We start from the raw sequence: 23,559 nt of genomic DNA on the forward strand, positions 1-23,559 counted from the left end.
CGCCGCCCGGAGAAACTTCCCCAGGTTTGACATAGCATCGTGACGCTGTAAAGTGATTCTTGAATGAACCACGAAGACAACGGGGGAGTCGCCATGTATGACCTGTCGATGAGCAACCTGCACGAGGCCTTGGCGCAGATCGACAAAGCGAATGCACGCCTGGCGCGCAACAACATCGCCGAGCGGTTCACCTACGTTCTCGACCCCTACGCCCGCGAGGAGACCAACGCCCTCGGCATCACCACCGCACAGGAACGCGTGCGTCTGGACCTGTCCGCCCCGCGGATCGGATTCGACGGTTGGGTGTTCGTCGCCCGCCTGGTCGAGGAGGAAGCCGGTTACGTGACCTTCTGCGCACCAGGGCAGAACCTCGACGGCTGGGCCCGACCGGACACCCCGCACTGCGACTACTGCGGCAAGTTCCGCCGCCGCGCCAAGCTGTACGTGCTGCGCCACACCGACACCGGCGAGATCAAGCAGGTCGGCGCCAGCTGCATCACCCTGTTCCTCGGCGTGAAGGTCGCTGGACTGTGGACCCTCGAATACGACCTGGACGAGCACCTTCCCGCCCTGGGCGGCGAGGAGTGGGGCGAACCGGTAGCCCGTGGAGATCGGTCGCTGCACAAGCTCGACACCATCGCCCTCGCGCTGGCCTTCTCCGAGGGCGGGCGCGGCTACATCTCCCGCGCCCGGGCCCGCGACCGCGAGATCCCCGCGACCGCAGACACCATCGCGACCGCGGTGTGGGACTGCAGTTCATCCGCAACCAGGAGCTGCGCCGCGAACTCGCAGAAGGGGTGACCGAGGCCCGCCGGATCCGGACCGAGCAGCCCGAGCTGATCGACGCCGTCCTGGCCTCCGTCGAGACCGTCGACCAGGCCAGCGATTACGGGATGAACCTGCGGACCCTCCTCGCCGGAGACTACGTTTCGGCGAAGTCGGTGGGTATCGCCGCCTCATTGGTGGCGGTCTACGCCCGGCAGCAGCAGCACGAGGCTGAACGCGCCACGATCGCCCCGGGTTTCGTCGCCCCGAAGGGTGCCCAGGTCACCGACCTCGACGCCACCGTCACCGTCTCCCGCATCATTCCCGGCCACTACGGCGCGAAGACCCTGCTGGTTCTCCGGACCGAGGGAAACCGGCTGGTCAAGTGGTTCGCCACAGGCTTGCGCGACTTCGAGCCCGGCCAGCGGGTGCGGATCCTGCGCGCCACCGTCAAGGACCACGAAACGTTCCGCGGCCAGGACCAGACAGTGGTCACCCGCGCCAAGCTCGAGGACCTCGAACCCGCCGTGTAGTGCGCACTCCAGAGCAGACCCAGGCATGTCGCGGAAAACCGGAACATCCCGGGCCTCCCGCCGTCGCCGCCCCCGGAAGGACTCCGCCATGCCCCCAATGATTCGCCCGCACTTCAGTTACAACGACCCCACTCTCACCCCGCCGGAACCGGGCAAGGACCTGGTTCTCGAAGTAGGCCTGATCTTCTCCCGTCCCGGCATCGGCCCCAAAGGTGGTGGCCAGTACGGCGGCATCCCGCTGTCTGTCGGCCCAACCACAACCCTGTTCCGTCGTCACGACGGTATTGAGATGCGTCTGCCGAATACCGATTTGCTGCTGTGGCACACGCCGTTCCTCACACAAGCCCATTACCGCGGCGTCACAGGACTGCACCGACGACCTGGGTGGGAATGGCTGACATGGACCCTCGCCGGCCATGTCGCCTACGGCATGGCCGTCACAGCGGTCCCCGCGCATGGCGTCGTCCCCGTCACCGAGGAGGCGGCGGCTTCGCCTCTGGTGATCGTGCCGTGTGGTGGACGCAAACGCGGCGAGCCAGCCCCCGCTGGAGCCCTCTATACCGGCTCCTACCACCGACTTTGCCAAGAGGCTGCCCGCCGACTGGCACCTCTTGAGCGCATCCACATACTTTCCGGACTGCACGGCCTGCTCGACCTCGACACAGTCGTCGCCCCGTACGAGATGCGCCTCGGCCGACCGGGTTCCGTCACCGCCGACACCGTCCACGCCCAGGCCGCTGACCGAGGACTCCTCGGCGCCCCGGACGTCGTGGTGCTGGCGGGGCGGGACTACAGCCGGATCGTCACCGCCGTATGGCCGCACGCCCGCACTCCGCTGGCCGGCAGCCGCAGCATGGGCGAGCAGCTGCAGCGTCTCGCAGGAATCGCCGCCGGTGGAGGTCTCGACCGCATTGGCCTGCATCAGAAGTCGGCATGACCGAGAAATGTGGGTATGCCGCGCTACATTGCCCACCGGGCAACTCATGCCCGGTCTTGGTAGGGAGGAGACAAGAATGCTGATCGTTGCAATGCTCGCTCTGGGGGTGGCGTTTCTGGGCGGGGCGCTGTATCCGCTGCTGGGGGTCGTGCGGAGCTGGAGTGACGGGGATCGATCCAAGAACCAGGCGACGGTCGCAGCCATGTCGCTGGTGTCCCTCTACGGCCTGCTGTTCCTCTACTCGGGGGTGGCAGGGCTTTTCGGCGCACGACTGTCCGCCACAACCATCCTCGCCTTCTTGGCGGTAACTGTGTTGGTCGGTACGGTCTTCGCGGTGGCGAGCGTGTACTCGAAACGCCGCGCATGGTCGCTGGACAACGAGCTGCGAGCCGCGTCCGGCCGCCCCGACCGTCGTCACTGGATGCCGCCGCTGTTAGTTGGACTCGTGTGGCTCATGGGCGGATCCATTGCCCAATTCGGCGTGCTGCTGCTGGTGGCCAGCATGAGCGCCGGGGAACGCTCGCCTGAGACCACGACGGACGACCTCGGCGCGACCGTTGCGATTGTGTTCATGGCTGCTGTCATGGTGATAGCTGCTGGTGCTGCGGGCGCCCAGAAATGGCGGCTGCACCGAGAAGAGAGCCGACTGCAGGTATCTGACCGCATGCTGGCGCAGCGAGGACACGGAGGCGGAAGAGGATGAATGAAGACAACAGCATCGCGGCGACCTCCCTGGACTGGTCCACGGTCGTCCTGAAGGAATCCGAACCGCCGCCGGCCCGCCCAGCGGAAGACGGGTTACTGAGCGTCTTGCTCGGCGTCGTCCTGCTCTCGATCGGCGGAACCATTCTGACGGCGATCCCGCTGCTGTTTGCCGGGGCAACGGTTGCGCTGGCAGCCTTCGCGGACGTCGAGGTGAGCTTCCTTAGCGAGCATTCCGACGCTCTCTGGACACTGGCCGGCGCAACCACGGCGACATTCCTCGTTGGGGTCGCTGCAGTGGGCGCCGTGACAGCACTCGGTGCAGTGAGGAACAAGCGAAAGCCCAACGAGATCACTGGCAACCAATTGGCCGCTGCACCTCACGAGGTGCGCGCCCTCATGAGTGACGCTGTCCTGACCGTCGAAACGATCAAGGATTCCCGCGCGTGGCGAGAAGGTCTGTTCACCGACGTGGACCTGCGGGCGGCTATCTGGGACATCGGCTCCCGGGTTCTCGCGGCCACAGAGCTGCATGACGCCATCACCGCGGCAGGCGAATCCGGTATCGGCGCCCTTGCGCCCGAGGACGACCAGACCTACGTGCTGTCGTGCGCCCGAATCGCCGATGCAGTTCAGGCGTTGCGGGACGCGGCCGCCGCAGTAACGCAGCTGTCGGCCGAACTCGCCGCCGCGGATGCCGTTGCACAGCTCGACGCCGAGCGTGCCGAACGAGCAGAACAGTCCGCAGGGCGAATCGAGCGTCTAGTCACCGCGCAGGCCGCCACCCCGACGACGCCGGCCACGGCGGTTACCGACCTCAGCGAGACGATCACCACCCGGACGGTTGCATACAGGGAACTGCGTCAGGCCTGACCTGGAATAACGAAGCCCCGGCCCTCCCAAGGCTGGGTTTCGTCATGTGGTGGGCGAGGATCGCGTCAGCCGAGTCGTCTGGACCCCAGATGTGCGGGGGGACGTGTCATCACGGCAGGTCAACGCGCAAACCGGGCTTCCCGGTGAACTACTTCGCAGGGGTGCGGGCGTCGACGAATCGGCGGATGACCTTGTCCCAGCCCAATGACTCGAGGAGTTCCGCGGCGGCGGCACGTGAGGTGAGTGACCGCATTACGTCGATATCGAGATCGCCGCTGCTGCCCAGGACGTCGTCGAGGCGCAGGCAATCGACGTACCCGTAATCCGTCCAGGGATCGACGTGGCCGTCCCAGTCCGCGGTGTCGGCGTACGGCCCGCCGAGCCGCAGCTTTCCGCTGCGGTGGATCATCACGTACCGGGGAACCACCTGCATCGTCTCGTCGGCATTGGCCAGGGTCACCTCGGGGTCGGCGGCGGGATCTGCACTCGCGAGCCGGCGGTCGTAGGACGCCGTCTTGACCGTTGCGACCTCGACCAGCGCCCGCACGTAGACCCACCGCGCCCGCTCGACCGAGCCCGCCCACGCCGATTCCTCGTCCGCGCAGGAGAACACGTTCTCGGCCGGGGTGCGTATCAGCAGCCGCGTCCCCACCCGTTCGTGATCGACAACCAGGTCTCCGTCGACGACGAGTTCGCCGTCGTGCTCGCGGACCCCGGTGATCGTCGCCACCGCGAGCACCTCGTCGTCCGGCGCGGTGACGAACAGTTCACGCTCGGACCGGACGCTGTCGGCATCACCGGGAAACGGGCCGCGACCTCTGGTGAACGCTTCGGGCTGGGTCAATCCGGCCCGAAACCCCGCTTCGGTCACCCCCAACGGATGATCGCGCACCTCTCGCAGGTCACCGAGCCGAACCCTCGACGTCACAGGTCGATCCTCCCCAATTCATCGCCGGCACACCGCCGGAGCACTGTTGGATGATAGCTATTGACCTGCGGCGATGCCCGATCAGCGTGGCCTAACCGGTGTCAAAGATGTGGGCTGAGCTCCGCTTCTAGAACTCGGACACGCCGATGATCGTGTCCCCGCTCAACCACTTCTGGGGCGCTCTGTTCGTGTCGATGCCGCCGCCGAACCATTGTTTCCCCAGTAGGGTCGCAGGCAATGTACGACCGACCGAGGGGGACCGGTGACGGGTTCTGCATCCGAAAAGGCCATCTCGCCCGCATCACGGGCGTTCTGGGACCGCAGTTTCGCGGGCCGCCGCGCGATGTTCGAGGAGCTTCGTCAGCGGTCGCCGATCGAGTTCCACACGGAAACAGCCGGTCCGGGCTTCTGGTCGGTCGTCGGATACGACGACGTGGTGGCGGTCAGCCGGAACCCGGAGGTCTTCTCCTCGGCCAAGGGCTTCACCATCGACGACGTCCCGGCCGAGATCCTCGAGTTCGCCATGTCGATGATCGCCATGGACGACCCCCGTCACCGACGTCTGCGCGGCATCGTGCAATCGGCGTTCACCGCGGCCTCGGTGCGGGGCATCGCCGAGCGGGTGCGCGGCTACGCTGCGCAGATCGCCGCGGACCTACCCCGAGATGCCGAGTTCGACTTCGTCCCCGACGTCGCGACCCGGTTACCGGTGCAGGTGATCTGCGAGTTGCTCGGGATCCCGGAGAGCGACCGGCCGATGATCCTGGCCGCGGCGGCCGACGTCATCGCCGGAGGCGGTGATCAGGAGTTCGTCACCGCACCCGGCGGCGCGGCCGGCCTCGGCCAGATCTACGGATACGCCCTCGAACTGGGCGAGAAACGCAAGGCGGATCCCGGCGAGGATCTGACGTCCCGGCTGGTGTCGACGATGGTCGACGGCGAGACCCTCACACCGACCGAGTTCGGTTCCTTCGTCATCCTTCTGATCACGGCGGGTTTCGACACCACCCGGCAAGCGTTGGCCTGGGCGCTGCATCTGCTCAGCGAGCACCCCGACCAGAAAGAACTGTTGCTCGCCGATTTCGCCGGCCACATCGACAACACGATCGACGAGGTGATCCGCTTCGCCTCCCCGGTGCCCTACATGCGGCGCACCGCGTCCGTCGACACCGAGCTCGGCGGCGCCCATATCGCGGCGGGGGACAAGGTCGTCGTGTGGTATCTGTCCGCGAACCACGACGAACGCATCTTCGACGGTCCGGGCCGGTTCGACATCACCCGGGCGAACGCCGGCAAGCATCTCGGTTTCGGTGCGAAAGACATCCACCACTGCCTGGGTATGAACCTCGCACGGCTGGAGCTGCGCGTCATGCTCGAAGAACTGTTCACCGCCCATCCCGCACTCCACGCGGTGGGCGAACCGGAACTGCTGCTCTCCGCGTTCATCAGTGGCATCGATTCACTTCCAGTCCGGACACGTGACTGACGGTGCCCGAGGCGCCACCTCGATCACAGGGCAAAAGAAGCCTGAACTGCGAAGATGGCATGTCCCCTCCGCTCTGACTCCCAACGGGACATCGAAGAGTCACCGGTGTCACTCGCTCACTCCGGTATCCGACTTCGGAGAATCGTCTAGCGGCAGAGTCTCCGAACGCCGAAACGCCCCCGTCCTCTCAGTGAGGACGGGGGCGTTCTGGGGTCGGGAGAGATAGCCGGCGGGGCAGGGGGCATGTCATCTGTGCAGTTCAGGGCAAAATCCTGACTCCAGTGACATCGAATGCGGGCGAACGTCAATCACTCTGAGCGTCGGCGCCGAGGCTTCTGCACATCGGTGCGCGCGCCCTGTCCAGGTCTGTTGTTGGCCCACTCGATGACTTCGCCGCGCTTCCACAGCGGCGTTCGCCCGATCTTCTCGACCGGGGCCGGCGCCTGCCCCCGGGCGACATACGAGCGCCACGTCGAGGCGGAGATCTCGGTGCCGGACTCGGCCTTGATCAGGTCGATGCACTCCTGCGAGGTGAGCCTGTTCGGGTTGGCCATCTCAGATCTCCGCGTAGGTAATGGCCTGGACCGCGGAATCGCAGACGTACGGCCGAGTGAACGATGACGACTTACCGGTGCAGGGCGGCCTGCAGCCGGGCGCAGTCCGGTGACGCGGGGGTTCCATGCGCTAGACCCTACAGCTCGAGGATGTAACGCCAGCGTTCCTGTCTGGGGTATGTGGTATCTCTGCATACTTGCAACAATACAGCATGACGATGTAAGGTAGTGTTCGAAGGTGAAACTCGCCAAGGGAAGACGGTGCGAAATGACGCAGGCGGCAGATTTGAATACGCGTCCGATCGAGTTCGCGAAGGGAGACCTGGTCGCGTGGACCGTGCGCCCAGGTGTCTACACCGTGGTCACGCGGTCGCGGGCATCGGTGGTCCTGCTGCCAGTGGTGCCCGAGCGGTACGCCACGCCTGACGGCGGATGGATCACCCATCCGTCCAAGTTGCGCCCCGTCGACTTCGTCGAGGTCGGACGCGCCGCACACGCGGAGGGGGAGACCCTTTCTCCTGCCCTGAGTGCGGTAGTGCGCCGCGCTCTCGAAGGCCTGACCGTCGGCGACGGGCTCGGTCGCAAGATCATGTCCGACTTCGTCGACGGATGGACGGCCGCGAGCCTCGCCGAGCGCTGAACAGCAATGCCAGTAATGCCAGCAACCTAGGGGGAACCATGACCGATCAACTCGTCCGGAGCCGCAATGTGTTGGACCTGCGCCCCGGCGACGTCGTGCGCGAACGCAATGCCGACTGGCCAGAGCCCTTCACCGCGGGCGAGTTCTACGACTACACCGTCGCCGAAATCGACCGCGTCAACACCACCACTGTGCACGTCGCCATCGTCACCGACGGATTCCCCGCCGCCGTGCCCTACAGCCCCGACCAGTGGGTGACCGTCGTCGAGGAGGTGAAGGCATCCCGATGACCCCGAACTGCATGTCGGAGGGTGCCGTCACGATGGCCACCGAGGAGGAGACGATGACCGCAGCAGAGAACGGCCCCCGGGAATGGGCGACGCGCATGCTCGCCCCGGGCCATGCGGTCATCCTCGATACCGAGACCAGCGACCTCGATGGATCGATCCTCGAGGTGGCTGTCATCGACGCGGCCACCGGCGCCGTCCTCCTCGACACCCTCGTCGATCCCGGCGACGTGCAGATTCACCCCGCGGCGGCAGCCGTACACGGCATCAGTGCCGCCCAGCTCATCGGCGCTCCAGACTGGCCCACCGTGTTCTCCGCCCTCGCGGCGGTCACCGCGGACCGGGTCGTACTCGCCTACAACGCATCATTTGATCAGAGTCGCATCCTGCACGACTGCCACCGCCACGGCCTCGACCCCCTGCACCTGGCCGACGCGGAGCGGTGGGGATGCGTCATGGTGACGCGCTCCCAGGCTGAAGGCGTCGAGAAGAACATCCGACTCGACGGTGCACACCGCGCCTGCGGCGACGCAGAAGCCGCCCGCACAGTCCTCCAGGGCATCGCAGACGGCCCTACCGGCACTCCTGCACCCTCTTGCGGCCGAGACGCCGCTCACCGCTGTGACGCGGTCGCTACGACCCCTTCCGGCGAACTGCTCGCAGACGCGTCCTGCCCGGCTGGCGCAGCCCCGTCGGGGCCGGGCTCTTACCTGCATAGATGACACGTCCCCTTCGCCTGAAAGAAGATGACATGCCCAAACCTTCCGGCCACGACACTCCGCGCCGCACCGTTCATGTGATCGACCGCAGCGGGTGGGGAACCAGCGGCGCCTACCCTGCGATCCGTGCTCTCACGCTGATCTGGGCTTGCCCCACTTGCCAAGGCCCGCGGGGAATCCCGCAGAAACACCGCTTCCATGAGGATGGCGAATGGTTTACCTGTGACCGATGGGACAACCCGTGCGGCCACGTCCCGACATGTATGTGTCGGTCCTGAACGAATCCCGAAAGGGTAGAGGGCTCGACCGGGTTTCTTTGTGGGACTTAATCCAAGGGTTGCAACATCACATTGTCGCGCTGTAATGTAATTCTCGTAAGTCCGACACGGAAGGTCACCGTCATGAACGACAGCACCGCCGCCATCACCGCAGGCATAGTCACCGCAGCTCGCCAGCTCGACTGGGGATCGATCGTGATCCGAGATGGACGGATCGCCGCGGTCGCCCTCGACGACGAGGTAGAAGGAGACGAAAATTTGGCGGACCACTTCGACCTGTGCGAACTGGCGGAGTCCGCGAGTGACGCCGCCATTGCGGCAGAGCTGAACGCGAATTCGCGCGACTGACCCGCAGGCCCCCAGTAATCCCACTGACAAGGAGTTCTCATGTCCCACGCTCTCGCCGAAGCCCTTACCCCGGACCACCCCCGCGACCGCATCGTCGGCGTGCACGGATACCACCGCGACGAGGCGGGTTCGCGGTTCGCGACCGTCCGCCTCGCCGACGGCTCCAAGGCCGAGATCGACCTCCTCGATATCTTCATCTCGCACCCGATCCGAGAGGTCGCCGCAGCGGCCTGACACACATCCGAAAGCCTCACCTACCCAGTTGAAAGGACCCCGCAATGCACGTCGAAGCGAACACCGAAGCGGGGGAGGCGGAACGGTGAACGAGTATTTCCCGCCCGGCTGGGACAACCGCCCCCGCGTCGAACCCTGGAACCGCCACATCACCCGTCAGATGTGGCTGGCTAGGGACAAAGAGGACCTGGTCGGCATCATCGAACTGCTCGTCACCAGATCACCACGGCGAAGCAAGACGCACGCGACGCCGGCTATCTGGCCGACTGGCGAATCTTCCGGATGCTCGGCCAGGTACGACTCGGCGCCCGCGTGTACAACAACCTCGCCCGCGCACACCGCCGCGGCCGCAAGACAGTCCGGATTGATCAACTTCTCGAGGAGGCCACCGATGCCTGACCGCAACGACACACGCACCCCTCGCCGCGACTACCGCGCCCTGATCGACGGCCGAGAAGTTCAGGTCGTCGGCCACCTGCATACCTCCCGGCACCACCCGACCCCGGAGCCGCGATCACTCCCTTCGAGGACCTGGCCGAACCGGATACCGGTGCACACCTGTTCGCGCTGGTCTCGGTCCGCTGCGCTACCGACGACACCACCGTCGACCCGGACACCGGCCTCAGTCACAGCAAGTACTTCGAGGGCCTGTTCGGGATGCCCAACGGCACCAGCTGGTACCTCACACCGGCGGTCTACGACCCGCAGTCGCGTACGTACGCCCTCGGCTCGCAGGCGCTCGCCGCGGGGCTGAGCATCGGTGCACTGCACGACGACGTTCTCGAGGTGGTCGGTGGCGCTGGGTACGCTGCCCCCGCGGGTGTGCGGGTGCATGACTTTTCAGTGCGGGCCCCTGCACCCCGACAGCCGCGGGTTACCGCCCTGACCACCCGCAGTCTCACGAGAGGAAAACAGTGAACGTTCTGTTCTGCAGCGGCGAGTCGATGGATACCGACCGATGAAACGCGCCGCGTTCTGGGGGTGGGCCACGGCCACAACAGTCCCGGAAGCTCTGACGAACGCGCTCGATGCCGCGGTGTCGACGATGCACCAGGAACTCGGTGCCGATGCGCACCCGGTCAACACCTCGCACACCACAACCATCCTCACCGATCAGGTCCACCAAGACCCAGGACTGCTCAAGAGCCTTCTCGGGAGCTCGACGGCAACCGTGAACCGCGAAGACCACGCCCTGGTCACGGTCCTACTGATCGGCGAAGTCTGGTAGCCGCTGTGATCCGGAGATGAGACTGCAACGGGTGGCCGAACTGGCCGCACCTGCATAGCTCGTCGACCCCGACCACCCGGGCAACCATCCCAGGAGTAGAGATGACCCCCAACGATCGCAACGCCCCGGTTCCTGCCAACCGTGTCATCGACGAACCGTGGCGCACCGCGGTCACCGATGCCCTCTTCGCCCGCGTCAACGAACTCACACGTCTCTCACGAACGGGGATGAACCCCGCGGACAACCCTCCGCCGCTGGCGTCGCGACTGCATCGCGGCGAGGACCTGCTACCACTGGCCGCCACCATGCCAGCCATCGAGAGCGACACCGCGCGACGCAAGAAACTGATCTTCGCACCCGGGCTCAGCCAAGACGCTCTCGCCTGCCGCCGAACGGTCCGGCTCGACCCGACCACCGCGACGCCCGCCGGCGATACCCAGATCGTGCACCTCGGCCAGCCCCGCGCCGAACCCGAGTAGGGGAGAGCGGAGCATCGGTCAACTCATGCAATTGCCCTGGGGAAATGACACGTCCCCCATTTGGTGTCACGTCGAGAAGGGGACTCCATGAGCATCGAAAGCTGGCTGGCACGAGGGATCCTGAAGGCCATGACTGCGGCCGAGATCGAACTGTCGCCCGTAACGGTGGGATCGCCGCGGACGACCGGAGACCGCCAGTGATCGGTCGTCCTCCGACGTGGGGCACCTCGTTTCCAGGCGAGATGCTGCCCACGGTGACACGCGAAATGGAGTCCCTGCGCACGGAACTCGCGGGGGCATGACGGTGACACCAGTCCGGTCGTGGGGATGTTCCGCCGGTACCTGGATCTGCTCGAACGCGACGGACTCATGCTTGCCGACCGCGATCGGTTCGAGATCCGGCGCCTGCTCCAGCGTGCGCAGGGCCGGGTGACGTCCACCGCGGTGTTCCTGACCGGTGTGGTCGCGATGATCCTCGGGGTGAGCTGCGCCGGCATCCTGATGGACTACACCGCGGCCGCGCTCGGCCCGGCCAGTTTTCTCCTCGGGGCCCTGGTGGGAGCTGTGATCGCCGGTACCGTGATGCGAGTAGGCACACGTGAGCTGGGGTCGTGGACAGCACACCTCGCCGACACCGCGATGGCCCGTCTGGACGAACGACTGCCCTGATCCACCGCGGTCCCTCCAGACCGGGAGCGTCCGATGAGCGGAGCTGGGAATCGGCTGATCGCGCCGATGCTAGCCACACCGGGTGAACCACCGGTGGAAATGGATGGCTGGGCGGCCGAAATGAAGTACGACGGCTTCCGCCTATTAGCTGGGGTCGGTGGCGGCGCGCATCCGGTGCTGTGGACCCGCAACCTCAACGTTGTCACTTCCTCCTACCCGGAGGTGACCGAGGCGCTGACCGAGGCATTCGGTGGTCACGGGCGCATCGTCTTCGACGGTGAAATCGTCGCCCTGACGCAAGGTCGGCCTTCGTTCGCACGCCTGCAGAAGCGGGCGAACACCCTGCGCCCGACCACCGCCCTGCGCCGGCAGGTACCGGTCACTTTCCTGCCGTTCGACGTGCTCCGGCTCGGCGGGGACGACCTGATGGGTGCCCCGTACCTCGATCGCCGCGCCGCCCTCACCGACCTCGGCCACCAACTCCAGGGCGCCGGCCTTCCCATCCAAATCCCACCACATTGGGAAGGCATCCAGTGCGCGGTCATGCTCGAAGCGGTTCGCAGTTCGGGTATGGAAGGTGCTGTGTTTAAACGTGTTTCATCGCTGTACCTTCCCGGTCAGCGTACTCGGGCGTGGCGGAAGGTGTTGATCCGTACGCGGGTGAGCTGCGTGGTGCTCGGGTGGATTCCTGCTGGGGGGATGCAGCGCAACATGGTTGGCGCCCTCGTGCTCGGCGCCTACGACGACCAGGGCGCACTCCGGTATGTAGGGCACGTCGGGACGGGCTTCACTCAGGCTGGGCGCCGGCAGCTCGGTGAGCAACTGGCCGCCCTCGAACGTCCCACCAGCCCGATCGTCGCCGAGTCCGCGGCCGCGGAACAGCACGGTGTAGTGCGGTGGGTCCACCCGATTGTGGTGGTCGACATAGATATCCGCGAATACGGGCCCGGAGGGCTCCGGCACCCTTCCTTCAAGGGGCAACGACCCGATCTCGACCCGGAAGGGGTCTTCGTGCCCGAATCGTAGAAGACGCCGTCAGCTGAGGAGGAGGAGGAGTAATGATGTCGCTGCAGGAGTTCGTGTGGTGGTTGCTCGGGGACTCGGTGTGGTACGTCCCCATTCCGGGCTTTCGGGAATGGATGGGCTTCGGATAGCGCGTGGTGCGAGCGAAGGGAAGCCGCTGTCGCCTTCCCCGGTGACAGCGGCTTCGTTTCCTTCCCAGGAACGCTAACGCAATGTAGGTCTTACCTGGTCAGGAAGACGGTGCCGGTCATATCGCCTCTCGGCAAGTGGTCGCTCGCAGCGACTTTTCTGGTGTGGTACCCGGGGTATGTCCCGCCACCGTCAGCCTCTTCAACGACCGGGTGCCGGGTGATATTCCGGCCAGTGCGGTCCGCAGGGGTCAGAACGGCGGCCACATCCCGGGGTTGGCGGGATTCGCATAGGGAAACAGGACACCCCAGAACGGCCACAGCCAGGGCATATGGAAGGGGGAGAAGCATCCCGGATCGCAGACCATGGCACGTTCCTTCGGCAGGTTGGCCCCGACCCACCCTCGAGGCTAATGCGTCCGTCGCCGCGCTCGCGTCGGTCATGGCGTGTTAGATCGGGGCAGAAGATGTGACCAGGGAGGGTGAACGTGTGCGGCCGCTATGCCAGTACCACCACGGACAAGGAACTGCGCTCGATCTTCCACGTCGACGAGGTCGTCGGTCACGAGCTGCGCCCGTCCTACAACATCGCCCCGACCCAGCAGATCCGGGCGGTCCTCGAACGGGCACCCCGGGACGAGCCGGACGCGGCACCGGCCACACAGCTCAGGACGCTGACCTGGGGATTGGTGCCCTCATGGTCGAAAGAAGCCAAGCTCGGCCGCCTGATCAACGCACGCTCGGAGTCGGTGACCGAACGCCCCTCGTTTCGAGCCGCGGCCTCGAAACGGCGATGCTTATTGCCCGCCGATGGGTACTTCGAGTGGGAGAAACGCGACGACAAGAAGATCCCACATTATTTGCACGGCGACGGGGTGCTCGCGATGGCCGGCCTGTACGAGCTGTGGCGGGACCGTGCGCTGCCCGAGGACGACCCGAATGCCTGGTTGTGGACGGCGACCATCTTGACCCGGCCGGCCACCGATGCGCTCGGACGCATCCACGACCGCTGCCCGGTGGTGTTGCCGGTCACGTTCCAGGAGCACTGGCTCGACCCGACTCTTACCGACAAGGACGATGTCCAGGCGCTACTCGCGTCGGTGCCCGATCCGGTCCTGCAGACCTACGAGGTCAGTACCGCGGTGAATTCCCCGCGCAACAACGGGCCGGACTTACTGACGCCCGTGGCCTGACTCCGCAGCCGGATCGCGTTTCCCCGATCCGACGGGCGCCCCGGCGACTTGCAACCTAACAATTCGACGTTGTAAACGTGTGGGGCATGGCGGAAACGCGCAGAGCAGCATCGACAATCAGGCCGAGCCCACAGACACCGTGGTGCCGCAGCACACCGAGAACGGCTTCGGCACTTACGAGTGGGATCCCGAGCAGGGAATCGTGTTCCGCATGGACCTCGACCAGTTCGGCACCATCGGCGGCGTCCCGATCAGCCAGTACACCCCGCCGTCCCCGGCCCCGTACGCACCGCTCAACCTGTCCTGAATCGATCGCACGCCCGCGCCCCAGTACCCACCCCCAGGTGCTGGGGCGCAACGCATTTCGCAGCAACAGGCTCGCCAGGGCGCAGTGACCGATTGTGACGGCGGACCGTGGGGTGCGAATCGAGGCCCCCGGACGTACCGGAACAATGGCCGGTGATGAGCGAGACGAACATGGGCCGGAAACACCTGCTCGCCAAGCATGCCCGCCGTGAGCGGATTCGTCGGATGGACCGCGGCAGCGGCACCTGACCTGCGAGAATGGGCGGTGGGTCGGGCCCCGCACCACCGGAGGACCCATGTCTCGGTTTCTGCGCCTCGCTGTCGTCGCGTCCGCGGCAGCCGCCCTGTCCCTGACCGCGGCGCACGCACACGCCGCCCCAGCTCCGAGTGGGTGCGACATGCAGTTCTTCGCGGTCGGTGCCATGTCGACCTGTGCACCCGGATCGGTGAATACCCACAAATTGGAACTGGTGTGCGTCCCGTTTACCAATCTGACTTATCCCATCAACACCATCACCGTGTGGGGGCCGGAGGTGCCCACCTTCTTGCCCTCCATCGCACTGTGTCCGCCGCCCATCTACTTCGCGCTCGTCCCCCTGAGGGACACCCGGGTGCACACCCGATAGGACCAGCCCGGCTGCTCCTGCGCCGTACAACCGGCAGGTGAACTGCGGAAATGACACGTCCCCGGGGTCGGTGCCCCCGATCGGCCGCCGCCGCCAGTAGGGTTCTGCCTGCTGTATCGGCAGAAGACGTGAGAGATCGGGGAACTGTGGCGCGCAAGGTAGTTGTCGAACTGGTCGACGACATCGACGGAACCATCTTCGGCGAGGACGGGGAGAACATCATCTTTTCCGTCAACGGGGTGGACTACGAAATTGATCTGAAAGACAAGCACGCCAGCAAGTTTCACAAGCAGATCGGATTCTTCATCGAACACGCCACCCGGGTCGGTGGCCGCAAACGACGCTCAGATCGCCCCGTCGTCGCAGAGGCCCCGGTGCGGCGGCGGGGGAACGTCAAGGAGATCCGCGCCTGGGCGGCCGAACAGGGCTATGAAATCTCCTCGCGCGGGCGCATTCCCGCCGAGGTGGAGCAGGCGTTCCAGGACGCCCACTGAACGCGAAGGAGCGTTGATGCGATCGCGGCGTAATCCTTGGTACCGGGCCTCGGTGCACCGAGCGGCGAGCGAGCATTGGCTGACCACCGGCAGCCGGGGGTTACGTGGCATGACCGGCGAGCCGGTGGAACTCAGCGACACCGAGGCAGCTACCGTCGTCGCTGCCCTGGTCGAAACCACCGGTGGTCGGTGGCCGGCCCACCCCGCGCGTAGCGCCCGCACGCTTCGCCGGCTCGGCATCGACGGCAACACCGAGCAGATGGCCACTGCCATCACCGCTCTGGTCAGCGACCCGGACTGGTCCCACCGCGCCCGCGAGATCACGTCCAGCGCATCGGACTGGTAAGCCGGATTGGCTCATTCACCTGGGGAGACGACATGTCCCCATCGACCGCAGTCCGGGCCCGGCTATTGGCACAGGGAAGCACTCTAGTCAGGCGTTCCCGCTCTGCTTGTTCGCCACTTCGCCGACTGCACTCTTGAGCCACCACCGGAGGTTCCGCCTTCCGACCAATCGCGCGCCATCCCCGAACCGGCTTCGCTCCTGCGACATGAACGGAACCGAATTGCCCTCGACCACAGGCTCGTGTGTCCAACGGTGCGGCGACCCGTAGATCGCATTGAGGGCGTCGCGGTCATGTCCCAGCTCTACCAGCTCATCTTCGGAGATTTCATGGTGATGGAGCGGATCGGGTGCACCATCATTTCCTACTCGACGATTGAGCTCCTCGTAGAGCCTGACCAGCTCGCCAGCAGCCTCTCCCACCTCGGAATGTCCGCGCAGACGTTCGATGAGGAAGGGCAGTACAGGGATGAGGGCCCTTCCTTCTGCGCGGTCGATCCAGTCATCTTCCCAACCGAGGGTTCCGTCGGGGCTTGTCTTTGGCTCCCCGAAGAGCTGACGTGCTCCATCGACCGTATATCCCTGGTCGTACAGGTCTTGGGCAGTGATCCATGACTGCTCGGGCATTTCACTCCTGTTCACTCTTGTTACGAGCTTCTCAGTCGGACAGTTGCGCGGTGTTTGGCGCGAAGACAGTGAATCCGCTAGGTGACGGTTTCTCCAAGGACCCCCGCACGCGCTCGGGCGTGTCGCTCAGCCGGACAGTAGTCGCGCCAGCTGGAAATCCGGTCCTCAATGGTCCGATCCGCCGCTGGGTCAGCGGATCCAAGGTCAGAGGTTCCAGAGTCGGAGTAGCGCGGCACGCAGGCTGGCAGAGATGATCCGGTGATCTGTGGTCAGCCGGGGATTGGGGTGTCCGAGGTCGGCGAGCTGTTGTTCGGCGTCCGCAACCGAGACCGGCTGCAGGTCCGCTCGGACGAGCAGGAGATGGCCGAAGGCTCTATGGGTGTGAGGGATCGCGATGGCGTCTGAGTCCACGACCGCGGGCGGGTAGATCCATTCGTTGTCGTCGGTGAAGATGAGGACATCGCCACGCTCGAGGCGGGCACGTCGGTCGTCGAGGCGGAACCATTCGAGTTGATATGTCGCTGCCGGCCCGCCGGTGGAGGCTGAGGATCGGCCCGCCTGGGTGGCCCATGTTTGTTGCTCGGTTTCGCTGGGTTCGTACTCGACGATGTGCCGCAGGAACATTCGGGTAACCCGCGAGGGCAGGAAGTCGCGGTTGGCGCGCATCCGGCCACCGACCCCGGGGATCGGCACCGACCGACCGATCTGCCATTCGGTGGTGGCGTTGTCGAGAAACACCTGATCGATCTCGGTGATCTCCTCGATACCGTCGATGAACGTGCGGGCGGCGGCGACGACCTCCGGGTCGTCGGTGATGACTACGGCCTCATCGGCGATGGTCGAGCTGTGGGAGGCATTCGCGGAGCCGATGACCGCCCGCCGACTGGTGGCGATCACGTTGGCGTGCAGGTTCGGCGACGACAGGACCCGGACACCGGCCTCGACGTAGTACGCAAGCGCAATCGGCGAGGTCACATGCGCGCGCACCGCCGCCCGGGAAGCGTTCACGACGAGGAGATCGCCGGCCCGCAGCGGCAGCAGCGTGGGTGCGTCCTCGCCGAGGTAGGCGATTGCGGCGTGACGCGGCCCCCTCACTCGAATGGCGCGGGTGATGTGCGGCCAGGGACTCGGCCCGTGAAATGTCGTCCCCATAGGTAGAACGGTAGCGCGGGCGTGATGCGCTGTACCCCTATTGGCTCGGGCCCGGATCGTATGGTGCAGCCCACGAGGCCAATTGCACCGCCATTGTCTGCAAAAAGTGGTGATGAACTGCGGATATGACACGTCTCCATCTCTTCTGGGCGACGATGCCGCGTGTTGCCTTACAGCGGCGGCGGCGGTTCGTCCCCGTGGACGAGCTTCCACCACAGGGTCGCGCGCTGGCGAGGGATCGGGTCGACGATGATCACGTCGGCCCGATCGGCGGCGGCGAGCATGTAGGGCCGGCGGCGCTCGCGCCATTGCGCGGCGACATCCTCGAGACCGTCGATGCTCATCGGGCTGTCGAGGGTCTCGCACGCCAGTTTCAGCCACGGAACGAGATGGCGTTCGGCTTCCCGGCTGATTCCGTTGCCCGCTATGGCGTTCTCGACGAGGAGACTTGTCAGATCTCGGCGGATCCGCCACCGAAGTTCAGCTTGATCGACCATGCAGGACCGCTTGGTGGCCCGATCGTGGTCGGCGCCGGCCGAGTCGGCGGGGGCGGTGCGAAGCCGTCGGGTGGCCCTGCGGGCTATTGCCCCGAACATCTCGGGCCGTTGGTGGTGATCAAGGGTGCGGGCATGGGTACAGACGTCACACAGTTCGGTGAGCGCGGGCAAAGACGGCCGCCGGTGGGTGGCGAGTTGGGCGAGCAGGTCGGCGCCGAGGGCTTCGGCGCGCGCAAAGACCTCCAGCCCGTACCGGTAGCGCATGACCGCGGCGTTCTCCCAGTGGCCGGCGAGTGTGCGCTCGCGGCGGGGGAGCCCAGCGACAGCTGCGAAGAATCGTTGCTCAGCTACGAGTGCTCTGTTCCGCAACTCGGTGGCTGCGGCATCGCAGCGGTCGGGGGTGATGCCCTGCAGCGGAATCAGCGTTTCCCGGAACTCGTACGCAGCGTAGGCGAGGTTTTCGAGATCGACGGGGTGGGCGCGCGTGCGCCTGGTGAGTCCAAGCGCCATGCCGCGAAGCTTAACCGGAGCGGTAGGGCCGCGATTGTGATGCCGCCCGGCCGCGACCGAGCTTGCCGGCCGGGTGAGAACTAGCACCGGCTCGACCAGTGCTGGTGGTGTCGTATCCGCCCCTGGATTGCTCTTTGACCAGCAGAAATGACACGTCCCCCGACCCGTGGTTCCGTGCGCTGGTAGTGTGGTCGCCGCGCTCCCACCCGGGAGATTCCTGAGGTCTGTCGTGGTCGGCCTCAGAAGTGGCAATGAGCTTGTGGCACAAGTGTATCCACGTGCCGCAGCCCTCCCCGGGTGGATCAACCGTCTCGATTCCGCCCCAGGGGCGTCGTCCTCGATGTGTGGGGCAGCGGCGACCAGCTGTCTCTGGCAGGGGATCGGATCGAGACGGATGGAGGAACCGAATGAGCAGGCAACAGCGACGTGACTTCAAGGTCGCACCCTTCGGAGGGCGTGCCGATCGGACACCGGAGGAAGCAGCGCCCGCAGACCGTGGTCCGGCAACCGGCGCCGGGTCAGGCCGTCGTGGGAATGGTGATCTCAGCTCTGCCGTCGATGGCCGATAGCAGGTAATGCGGGCAGGTGACCACCTGCCGAGGAACGGGAATCGCCCGGCGGCGGTCGGTATCGAGGTAGAGGCGGTATGCGAGCTGCCCGCGTCGATGGCTGCCGGTGCCGGGGTCGACGGCGCCGAGGAAGTACCCGTGCGCGGAGTCGACGGTCGAGAAGATCGCCCGCGCCCACTCGGCAGGCTCCGCGGGCGGCAGATACCGCGGCACGCCCGTCTGCGCGTCGACGGTGTGCACGATGACTGTGACGGCGAACCCGGTCGCCGCGGGGAACCACTCCTCGGCCGCAACGTCGAACGGTGCGATCGAGGTGTAGATCCGCAGCTCGATGTCCGTTCCGGTGCGCGCCGCCGCTGTGATGATGTGGGGATCCGCCGATGCATCCTGTACGGCCAGGTTCGGCAGCGCCTGGTGGCCGTCGGCGCGGATGTTGCCTGGATCAGCGGACATGGGGCAAGGGTACGGGCCAGATACCCGGCCGGCGGGGTGAGGGCGATTAGTCCGACCGGCGACCGATCCGGCAGAATTGGGTTTTGACCTGCAGAGATGGCAGGTCCCCTAACGGAAGGCCTGGGACGGTGAATGTGGGCGACCGCGTCAAGGTACATGCCGACGCCACCTCGGAGTTCGTCATCGTGAGCATCGACGGCGAGGACGCGGTGATCGAGTCGGTGCGCGACGACGTTCCCGGCCGGTTCCCCTTCCACGCCCGCCTTGAGCGGTTGGTTCCGGTCAAATCCTGACCCGGAAAACATGGCGGTTTACAGCGGAGATGACACGTCCCCTTCCAGTGGCTGAGCGCGCCGCCCGGCGAACGGGCGGGCGCGGCTAATCGTCACGGCTACCGCGAGCGGTGTGGTGAACGGAAATCGGTGCGGCGGTCGGGGTGGCCACTGACAGAACGAGGCGTCGACCACCGGGAGATCGCTCGGCAGATGGGCGACAGCATCACCACCCCGCTGATGCGGCTGCAGAACCCGCACGAGACCAAGGTCCTGCTCGTCGCCCTCGCCGAAACCACGCCCCGCCTCGAAGCCGAAGGCCTGCAAACGGGCTTGCAGTGCGCCGGGATTCAGCCGTGGGCGTGGGTGGTCAACAACTCCCTCGCGGCCGCCCAACCGACCTCCGCGCTTCTGCAGCGGCGGGCCGCGGTCGAGCGTCCCGAGATCGACGCGGTCGCCGCGACCCGCGGGTCGCGGTGGTACCGATGCTGCCGGCCGAGCCGGTCGGGACAACGGCGCTGACCTCTCTGGTCGCGCCCGACGACATGGCCCCCGTCATCTGACCGGCTCAATGCTCGGCGCGGGAAATCTCGCGCAGTTCTCTACGCTCGGCAACACCGAACACGTCAGGGGAAGACACGATTTCGGTGACCGACCGCTTGCTCGCTGCGGTGCCGCAGCTACCACCGTTGACCGAGCCGGCACACCGCTTTGTCGCGATTTCGGATTGTCCCCGCCTGCGGATCCCGGTGCGTCAACCGATGGTGAGAAGGTCGCCGGTGCGGGTGACGGTGTAGGTGGGGAGGGGCTCCTGGGCGGGTCGGCGGACGACGGAGCCGTCGGTGATGGAGTAGCGGCTGCCGTGGCAGGGGCAGTTGATGGTGCCGTCGCGGATCTCGGACACGTTGCAGCCCTGGTGGGTGCACACCGCCGAGAAGGCCCGGAAGACACCCACCTGCGGCTGGGTGATGACCAGTTGTTGTGCAGGGAGGACGATCCCGCCGCCGACCGGGACATCGGAGACGGCGATTCGGGCGGTATCGGTGCTCTGTCGGTCGGAGGTGGCGGCCCCGGCGCTGCATCCGGCGGCGGCGAGGCAGCCGGTGGCACAGGCGGCGGCGAGGAAGGTTCGGCGGGGCATGCCTGTCGGTGATGGGAGGGTGCTCATGCGGGCACCGCCAGGGCGGTGACGAACATCAGGAGCATTCCGGTGCCGATGCCGGCGAGCACCCACGGTCCCGCAGCGGTGCGGTCATCGCTTCGCAGGGACGGGGCGATCTGGATGATCACCTGGATGATGGCGCCGACCCCGACACCGAGCAGCAGCGCGGAGACCTCGGTGTTGCCGACCCCGGCGCCGAGGACGGCGCCGAGGATGGCCGGTGCCCCGGCGAGTAGACCCAGTCCCAGCAGCGTCGTCACCGGGGTGTGCCGGCGGGTGAGCGGGGCGACGATGGCCAGGCCCTCGGTGGTGTTGTGCAGGGTGAAGCCGAGCACCAGGAAGGCTCCGAGGGCGAGTTCTCCGACCGCGTACGCCGATCCGATCGCCAGCCCCTCGCCGAGGTTGTGCAGCCCGATACCGGCGGCGATCATGACGGCCAACCGCAGACCGGATGCTCCGGCGGCGTCGGCGTGTGCCCGGCGGGCCCGCAGGAATCGGTCGATTCCCATCAGGGTGAGGAAGGCCGCCGCGGCGCCGAGGACGACCAGGGCGGTGCCGCCGAACGCGCCGCCGGACTGGGATGCCAGCTCGAGTCCCTCGCTGGCACCGTCGAAGGCGAGGAACGCGAGCAGCCCGACGGTGACGGCGAGGACGAACCGGACCACGTCGGCGCTCACCCGGCGCAGCACCGGGAGCAACAACATGCCCAGCAGCACCGGGATGATCCCCACATAGGTGCCGAGCAACGCCATCGTGACGAAGAACTCGGCGCCGGGTGCGGGGGTGTCCACCGCGGCGGGGATCTCGTGCTCGATGACCAGACCGGTGTTGGTCAGCATCGAGATCAGATACGGCTGACCGGTGATCCACGGGTAGTCGAGCGTGATCGTCTCGGACGCCAGCCGCCCGAGCGGCTCCTCGGCGCCGGCGACGTCGACGAATGCGTCGTTGACGAACACCTGCGCGACCGTGACCGGATCGGGGCCGACGTTGCGCAGAGTCAGGCTGATCTGCCCCGGCTCGAGGACGGTGCGTTCGATCGCGATGTCCTCGATCGGGGGGCCGGCGCGCTCGGGCAGGCTCTGCGCGGCCAGCATCGCCAACGCCGCCAGCGCGGCGACGATGATCGCCACGACACTCACGCCGCGGATCCACACCCCGGCGCGGGGTGCGTCGGGGCCTTCGGCGGGTGCTGCGGTGTCGGTGACCGCCGCGCGGCCGGGGTCCTGCGGCGTCACCGCGGCACGGTCCGAATTGTCCGGCGTCGCCGGACCTGGGGTGGGCGTCATTCGGTCACCTCGAAGAATCCCATCCAGCCCAGGTCGGCGAACTCGGTCTTGTGGGCGTGGAACATGTATTTGCCCGGATGAGGGAACCGCATCTCGCAGATTCCGCGTTGGCCCTGGGCCTGGACGATGGTGTCGGTGAATTCGGCCGGCTCGAGCCGGGTCCCGGTCGGGTAGTAGTCGAAGAAGTTGCCGTGCACGTGGAAGCTGTTGATCGGGTCGTACTCGAGCACGTTGACCAGGTAGATCCGCACCAATTCACCACGTTTGACCTGCACGGGCTCGTGCATGTAGTGGAACGGGATGCCGTTGACCGCGTAGAGCTGGTTGCCTTCCCCGTCGAAGGTGGTGTTGTAGCCGTGCATCACCATCACCATCTCGTCGGCCGGAGGCCGCCCCTGCGCGGGGTCGATGACGAAGGTGCCGTACATGCCGCGGGCGATGTGCTCGGCGAGCGGGCTGACGTGGCAGTGGTAGAGGTGCAGCCCGAACGGGGTGGCATCGAATTCGTAGGTGAACGATTCGCCGGGTTCGATGATGCCCCGGCCCACCCCGGGGATCCCGTCCATCTCGGCCGGGTGGATGCCGTGGAAGTGCATCGTGTGCGGATGCGCGGACCCGTTGGTGAACCGCACCCGCAGCCGGTCGCCCTCGGTGCAGCGCAGGGCCGGACCCGGTACCCGCGAATTGAACGTCCACGCCGGGAAAAACACCCCCGGGGCGACTTCGATCTCCTCGTCACCGGCGAAGACCTCCCACTCGCGCAGCGTGCGCCCGTCTGGCAGCACGGAGGTGCTGCCGTAGTCGAAATCACGCAGCATGGCGGTGGGGTGGAATCCGTTCGCCGCGTGGTCGACCTGCTGGCCGAGCCGGAAGGTCGGCCCACTGCTTCCACCACCGTGACCGGCGGTTCCGGCGCTGTGGGACGAATGGGCCGGTCCGGCGCCGGCATGTGCTCCGGGAGGGTGCTCGCTCGGGGATTGCGTCAATTTTCCCGCCCCCAGTACCAGCCCCGCGGTCCCCGCCAGCGCCCCGCCGAACAGCAACTGACGGCGCGACGGCGCGCTCATCGGCACGTCCCCGGCCGGTCGGCAACCACATCTCGCACATCGATGAGCCTCATCACATCGTAAAGTTTGGCATGCCGAACTAAGAACTTCAAAGTCCCAAATACCTGTTGTGCCGAGTGCGTCGTCGGCTCCCCGACTTGCCGGCCCCGACTGCCCGGCCCCCGGCGGCTGAGCTGAGACTGTGGGAG

General features: G+C 66.4%; 31 protein-coding genes and 1 pseudogene. 23 read left to right on the forward strand and 9 right to left on the reverse strand.

Annotated features, from left to right (window positions below):
* The first annotated feature begins 63 nt into the window (after positions 1-63).
* The 5 genes from H0B43_RS41135 (at position 64) to H0B43_RS00225 (ending at position 3,810) form a co-directional block, all read left to right on the forward strand.
* Complete coding sequence (locus H0B43_RS41135) at positions 64-801, forward strand: hypothetical protein (protein WP_252190415.1); 738 nt, start codon at positions 64-66, stop codon at positions 799-801.
* The gene (locus H0B43_RS41140) at positions 744-1,298 is read left to right on the forward strand and encodes a hypothetical protein (protein ID WP_252190416.1); all 555 of its coding nucleotides are present in this window, start codon (positions 744-746) and stop codon (positions 1,296-1,298) included. Before H0B43_RS41135 ends, H0B43_RS41140 begins: the two co-directional genes overlap by 58 nt.
* Before the next feature lie 88 nt (positions 1,299-1,386).
* Positions 1,387-2,235: a DUF6884 domain-containing protein gene (locus tag H0B43_RS00215; RefSeq protein WP_252190417.1), complete on the forward strand. Its 849-nt coding sequence runs from the start codon at positions 1,387-1,389 to the stop codon at positions 2,233-2,235.
* A gap of 76 nt (positions 2,236-2,311) precedes the next feature.
* Positions 2,312-2,938, forward strand: coding sequence for a hypothetical protein (locus H0B43_RS00220; protein ID WP_185730647.1), 627 nt, complete (start codon positions 2,312-2,314; stop codon positions 2,936-2,938).
* Entirely contained in the window at positions 2,935-3,810 is an 876-nt protein-coding gene (locus tag H0B43_RS00225) for a hypothetical protein (RefSeq protein WP_185730648.1), read from the forward strand. The genes H0B43_RS00220 and H0B43_RS00225 overlap by 4 nt, the downstream gene beginning before the upstream one ends.
* Before the next feature lie 148 nt (positions 3,811-3,958).
* Here the strand turns inward: H0B43_RS00225 and H0B43_RS00230 are convergent, their stop codons facing one another.
* A complete protein-coding gene (locus tag H0B43_RS00230; protein ID WP_185730649.1) occupies positions 3,959-4,738 on the reverse strand; it encodes a hypothetical protein in 780 nt (259 codons plus the stop codon).
* A gap of 262 nt (positions 4,739-5,000) precedes the next feature.
* On the opposite strand from H0B43_RS00230, the gene H0B43_RS00235 reads away from it, so the two are divergent.
* Entirely contained in the window at positions 5,001-6,224 is a 1,224-nt protein-coding gene (locus tag H0B43_RS00235) for a cytochrome P450 (RefSeq protein ID WP_185730650.1), read from the forward strand.
* A gap of 308 nt (positions 6,225-6,532) precedes the next feature.
* On the opposite strand, the gene H0B43_RS00240 is transcribed toward H0B43_RS00235, so the two are convergent.
* The gene (locus tag H0B43_RS00240; protein ID WP_005257276.1) at positions 6,533-6,778 is read right to left on the reverse strand and encodes an AlpA family transcriptional regulator; all 246 of its coding nucleotides are present in this window, start codon (positions 6,776-6,778) and stop codon (positions 6,533-6,535) included.
* Between the two features lie 268 nt (positions 6,779-7,046).
* Here H0B43_RS00240 and H0B43_RS00245 point away from each other — a divergent pair, with 268 nt between their 5' ends.
* From H0B43_RS00245 to H0B43_RS00320, 15 genes are all read left to right on the forward strand, one after another.
* Complete coding sequence (locus H0B43_RS00245; protein ID WP_185730651.1) at positions 7,047-7,418, forward strand: hypothetical protein; 372 nt, start codon at positions 7,047-7,049, stop codon at positions 7,416-7,418.
* Positions 7,419-7,456: 38 nt separating this feature from the next.
* Positions 7,457-7,708 (forward strand): hypothetical protein, encoded by a 252-nt coding sequence (locus H0B43_RS00250; RefSeq protein WP_185730652.1) that lies wholly within the window; start codon positions 7,457-7,459, stop codon positions 7,706-7,708.
* A complete protein-coding gene (locus H0B43_RS00255; RefSeq protein ID WP_252190418.1) occupies positions 7,705-8,427 on the forward strand; it encodes a 3'-5' exonuclease in 723 nt (240 codons plus the stop codon). Before H0B43_RS00250 ends, H0B43_RS00255 begins: the two co-directional genes overlap by 4 nt.
* Positions 8,428-8,825: 398 nt before the next feature.
* Positions 8,826-9,050 (forward strand): hypothetical protein, encoded by a 225-nt coding sequence (locus H0B43_RS00260; protein ID WP_185730653.1) that lies wholly within the window; start codon positions 8,826-8,828, stop codon positions 9,048-9,050.
* A 39-nt stretch (positions 9,051-9,089) separates the two neighbouring features.
* Entirely contained in the window at positions 9,090-9,284 is a 195-nt protein-coding gene (locus H0B43_RS00265) for a hypothetical protein (RefSeq protein WP_185730654.1), read from the forward strand.
* Positions 9,285-9,941: 657 nt separating this feature from the next.
* Positions 9,942-10,202: a hypothetical protein gene (locus H0B43_RS41145; protein WP_252190419.1), complete on the forward strand. Its 261-nt coding sequence runs from the start codon at positions 9,942-9,944 to the stop codon at positions 10,200-10,202.
* 40 nt (positions 10,203-10,242) lie between these two features.
* Positions 10,243-10,512: a hypothetical protein gene (locus tag H0B43_RS00280; protein WP_073365841.1), complete on the forward strand. Its 270-nt coding sequence runs from the start codon at positions 10,243-10,245 to the stop codon at positions 10,510-10,512.
* A gap of 101 nt (positions 10,513-10,613) precedes the next feature.
* Positions 10,614-10,991, forward strand: a complete 378-nt coding sequence (locus H0B43_RS00285) for a hypothetical protein (protein ID WP_252190420.1) — start codon at positions 10,614-10,616, stop codon at positions 10,989-10,991.
* A gap of 321 nt (positions 10,992-11,312) precedes the next feature.
* Complete coding sequence (locus tag H0B43_RS00290; RefSeq protein ID WP_252190421.1) at positions 11,313-11,660, forward strand: hypothetical protein; 348 nt, start codon at positions 11,313-11,315, stop codon at positions 11,658-11,660.
* Positions 11,661-11,693: 33 nt separating this feature from the next.
* The gene (locus H0B43_RS00295; protein ID WP_185730655.1) at positions 11,694-12,686 is read left to right on the forward strand and encodes a DNA ligase; all 993 of its coding nucleotides are present in this window, start codon (positions 11,694-11,696) and stop codon (positions 12,684-12,686) included.
* A 613-nt stretch (positions 12,687-13,299) separates the two neighbouring features.
* Positions 13,300-14,004, forward strand: coding sequence for an SOS response-associated peptidase (locus H0B43_RS00300; protein ID WP_185730656.1), 705 nt, complete (start codon positions 13,300-13,302; stop codon positions 14,002-14,004).
* Positions 14,005-14,083: 79 nt separating this feature from the next.
* On the forward strand, positions 14,084-14,311 hold the full coding sequence (locus H0B43_RS00305) for a hypothetical protein (protein ID WP_185730657.1): 228 nt from the start codon (positions 14,084-14,086) through the stop codon (positions 14,309-14,311).
* Between the two features lie 295 nt (positions 14,312-14,606).
* Complete coding sequence (locus H0B43_RS00310; protein WP_185730658.1) at positions 14,607-14,936, forward strand: hypothetical protein; 330 nt, start codon at positions 14,607-14,609, stop codon at positions 14,934-14,936.
* A gap of 146 nt (positions 14,937-15,082) precedes the next feature.
* Positions 15,083-15,430 carry an Lsr2 family protein gene (locus H0B43_RS00315; protein ID WP_185730659.1) on the forward strand — a complete coding sequence of 116 codons (348 nt, stop codon included), beginning with the start codon at positions 15,083-15,085 and terminating at the stop codon, positions 15,428-15,430.
* Between the two features lie 16 nt (positions 15,431-15,446).
* The gene (locus tag H0B43_RS00320; RefSeq protein ID WP_185730660.1) at positions 15,447-15,776 is read left to right on the forward strand and encodes a hypothetical protein; all 330 of its coding nucleotides are present in this window, start codon (positions 15,447-15,449) and stop codon (positions 15,774-15,776) included.
* A gap of 87 nt (positions 15,777-15,863) precedes the next feature.
* Here H0B43_RS00320 and H0B43_RS00325 read toward each other — a convergent pair whose 3' ends face one another.
* The 4 genes from H0B43_RS00325 to H0B43_RS00340 all read right to left on the reverse strand — a co-directional run bounded on the left by H0B43_RS00325 (position 15,864) and on the right by H0B43_RS00340 (position 19,581).
* Positions 15,864-16,400: a hypothetical protein gene (locus H0B43_RS00325; protein WP_213014989.1), complete on the reverse strand. Its 537-nt coding sequence runs from the start codon at positions 16,398-16,400 to the stop codon at positions 15,864-15,866.
* A 204-nt stretch (positions 16,401-16,604) separates the two neighbouring features.
* On the reverse strand, positions 16,605-17,552 hold the full coding sequence (locus H0B43_RS00330) for a phosphatidylserine/phosphatidylglycerophosphate/cardiolipin synthase family protein (RefSeq protein ID WP_185730662.1): 948 nt from the start codon (positions 17,550-17,552) through the stop codon (positions 16,605-16,607).
* A 170-nt stretch (positions 17,553-17,722) separates the two neighbouring features.
* Positions 17,723-18,559: a hypothetical protein gene (locus H0B43_RS41150; protein ID WP_252190422.1), complete on the reverse strand. Its 837-nt coding sequence runs from the start codon at positions 18,557-18,559 to the stop codon at positions 17,723-17,725.
* A gap of 518 nt (positions 18,560-19,077) precedes the next feature.
* On the reverse strand, positions 19,078-19,581 hold the full coding sequence (locus H0B43_RS00340; protein ID WP_185730663.1) for an N-formylglutamate amidohydrolase: 504 nt from the start codon (positions 19,579-19,581) through the stop codon (positions 19,078-19,080).
* A 128-nt stretch (positions 19,582-19,709) separates the two neighbouring features.
* Here H0B43_RS00340 and H0B43_RS00345 point away from each other — a divergent pair, with 128 nt between their 5' ends.
* Complete coding sequence (locus H0B43_RS00345) at positions 19,710-19,874, forward strand: hypothetical protein (protein WP_185730664.1); 165 nt, start codon at positions 19,710-19,712, stop codon at positions 19,872-19,874.
* Positions 19,875-20,024: 150 nt separating this feature from the next.
* Positions 20,025-20,416, forward strand: a pseudogene (locus tag H0B43_RS00350) (arsenical pump-driving ATPase); the annotation flags it as partial.
* 191 nt (positions 20,417-20,607) lie between these two features.
* Here the strand turns inward: H0B43_RS00350 and H0B43_RS00355 are convergent.
* Genes H0B43_RS00355 through H0B43_RS00365 form a run of 3 tightly spaced genes read right to left on the reverse strand, consistent with a single transcriptional unit; the run spans position 20,608 to position 23,371 of the window.
* Positions 20,608-21,021 carry a Rieske (2Fe-2S) protein gene (locus H0B43_RS00355; RefSeq protein WP_185730665.1) on the reverse strand — a complete coding sequence of 138 codons (414 nt, stop codon included), beginning with the start codon at positions 21,019-21,021 and terminating at the stop codon, positions 20,608-20,610.
* Entirely contained in the window at positions 21,018-22,304 is a 1,287-nt protein-coding gene (locus H0B43_RS00360; protein ID WP_213014991.1) for a ZIP family metal transporter, read from the reverse strand. Before H0B43_RS00360 ends, H0B43_RS00355 begins: the two co-directional genes overlap by 4 nt.
* Positions 22,301-23,371, reverse strand: coding sequence for a multicopper oxidase domain-containing protein (locus tag H0B43_RS00365; protein ID WP_185730666.1), 1,071 nt, complete (start codon positions 23,369-23,371; stop codon positions 22,301-22,303). The genes H0B43_RS00360 and H0B43_RS00365 overlap by 4 nt, the downstream gene beginning before the upstream one ends.
* Between the last annotated feature and the right edge of the window lie 188 nt (positions 23,372-23,559).

The organism is Rhodococcus sp. 4CII (genome assembly GCF_014256275.1).
Classification (GTDB): Bacteria; Actinomycetota; Actinomycetes; order Mycobacteriales; family Mycobacteriaceae; genus Rhodococcus_F; species Rhodococcus_F wratislaviensis_A.

What these genes read in the sequence shown, in the direction of transcription:
- H0B43_RS00225 (WP_185730648.1), top strand. Translation starts at nt 2,935, where the DNA reads ATGAATGAAGACAACAGCATCGCGGCGACCTCCCTGGACTGGTCCACG.
- H0B43_RS00255 (WP_252190418.1), top strand. Translation starts at nt 7,705, where the DNA reads ATGACCCCGAACTGCATGTCGGAGGGTGCCGTCACGATGGCCACCGAG.
- H0B43_RS41145 (WP_252190419.1), top strand. Translation starts at nt 9,942, where the DNA reads ATGCCCAACGGCACCAGCTGGTACCTCACACCGGCGGTCTACGACCCG.
- H0B43_RS00280 (WP_073365841.1), top strand. Translation starts at nt 10,243, where the DNA reads ATGAAACGCGCCGCGTTCTGGGGGTGGGCCACGGCCACAACAGTCCCG.
- H0B43_RS00285 (WP_252190420.1), top strand. Translation starts at nt 10,614, where the DNA reads ATGACCCCCAACGATCGCAACGCCCCGGTTCCTGCCAACCGTGTCATC.
- H0B43_RS00265 (WP_185730654.1), top strand. Translation starts at nt 9,090, where the DNA reads ATGTCCCACGCTCTCGCCGAAGCCCTTACCCCGGACCACCCCCGCGAC.
- H0B43_RS00260 (WP_185730653.1), top strand. Translation starts at nt 8,826, where the DNA reads ATGAACGACAGCACCGCCGCCATCACCGCAGGCATAGTCACCGCAGCT.
- H0B43_RS00340 (WP_185730663.1), bottom strand. Translation starts at nt 19,581, where the DNA reads ATGTCCGCTGATCCAGGCAACATCCGCGCCGACGGCCACCAGGCGCTG.
- H0B43_RS00240 (WP_005257276.1), bottom strand. Translation starts at nt 6,778, where the DNA reads ATGGCCAACCCGAACAGGCTCACCTCGCAGGAGTGCATCGACCTGATC.
- H0B43_RS41135 (WP_252190415.1), top strand. Translation starts at nt 64, where the DNA reads ATGAACCACGAAGACAACGGGGGAGTCGCCATGTATGACCTGTCGATG.
- H0B43_RS00220 (WP_185730647.1), top strand. Translation starts at nt 2,312, where the DNA reads ATGCTGATCGTTGCAATGCTCGCTCTGGGGGTGGCGTTTCTGGGCGGG.
- H0B43_RS41150 (WP_252190422.1), bottom strand. Translation starts at nt 18,559, where the DNA reads ATGGCGCTTGGACTCACCAGGCGCACGCGCGCCCACCCCGTCGATCTC.
- H0B43_RS00320 (WP_185730660.1), top strand. Translation starts at nt 15,447, where the DNA reads ATGCGATCGCGGCGTAATCCTTGGTACCGGGCCTCGGTGCACCGAGCG.
- H0B43_RS00365 (WP_185730666.1), bottom strand. Translation starts at nt 23,371, where the DNA reads ATGAGCGCGCCGTCGCGCCGTCAGTTGCTGTTCGGCGGGGCGCTGGCG.
- H0B43_RS00360 (WP_213014991.1), bottom strand. Translation starts at nt 22,304, where the DNA reads ATGACGCCCACCCCAGGTCCGGCGACGCCGGACAATTCGGACCGTGCC.
- H0B43_RS00245 (WP_185730651.1), top strand. Translation starts at nt 7,047, where the DNA reads ATGACGCAGGCGGCAGATTTGAATACGCGTCCGATCGAGTTCGCGAAG.
- H0B43_RS00295 (WP_185730655.1), top strand. Translation starts at nt 11,694, where the DNA reads ATGAGCGGAGCTGGGAATCGGCTGATCGCGCCGATGCTAGCCACACCG.
- H0B43_RS00215 (WP_252190417.1), top strand. Translation starts at nt 1,387, where the DNA reads ATGCCCCCAATGATTCGCCCGCACTTCAGTTACAACGACCCCACTCTC.
- H0B43_RS00330 (WP_185730662.1), bottom strand. Translation starts at nt 17,552, where the DNA reads ATGGGGACGACATTTCACGGGCCGAGTCCCTGGCCGCACATCACCCGC.
- H0B43_RS00325 (WP_213014989.1), bottom strand. Translation starts at nt 16,400, where the DNA reads ATGCCCGAGCAGTCATGGATCACTGCCCAAGACCTGTACGACCAGGGA.
- H0B43_RS00355 (WP_185730665.1), bottom strand. Translation starts at nt 21,021, where the DNA reads ATGAGCACCCTCCCATCACCGACAGGCATGCCCCGCCGAACCTTCCTC.
- H0B43_RS00250 (WP_185730652.1), top strand. Translation starts at nt 7,457, where the DNA reads ATGACCGATCAACTCGTCCGGAGCCGCAATGTGTTGGACCTGCGCCCC.
- H0B43_RS00310 (WP_185730658.1), top strand. Translation starts at nt 14,607, where the DNA reads ATGTCTCGGTTTCTGCGCCTCGCTGTCGTCGCGTCCGCGGCAGCCGCC.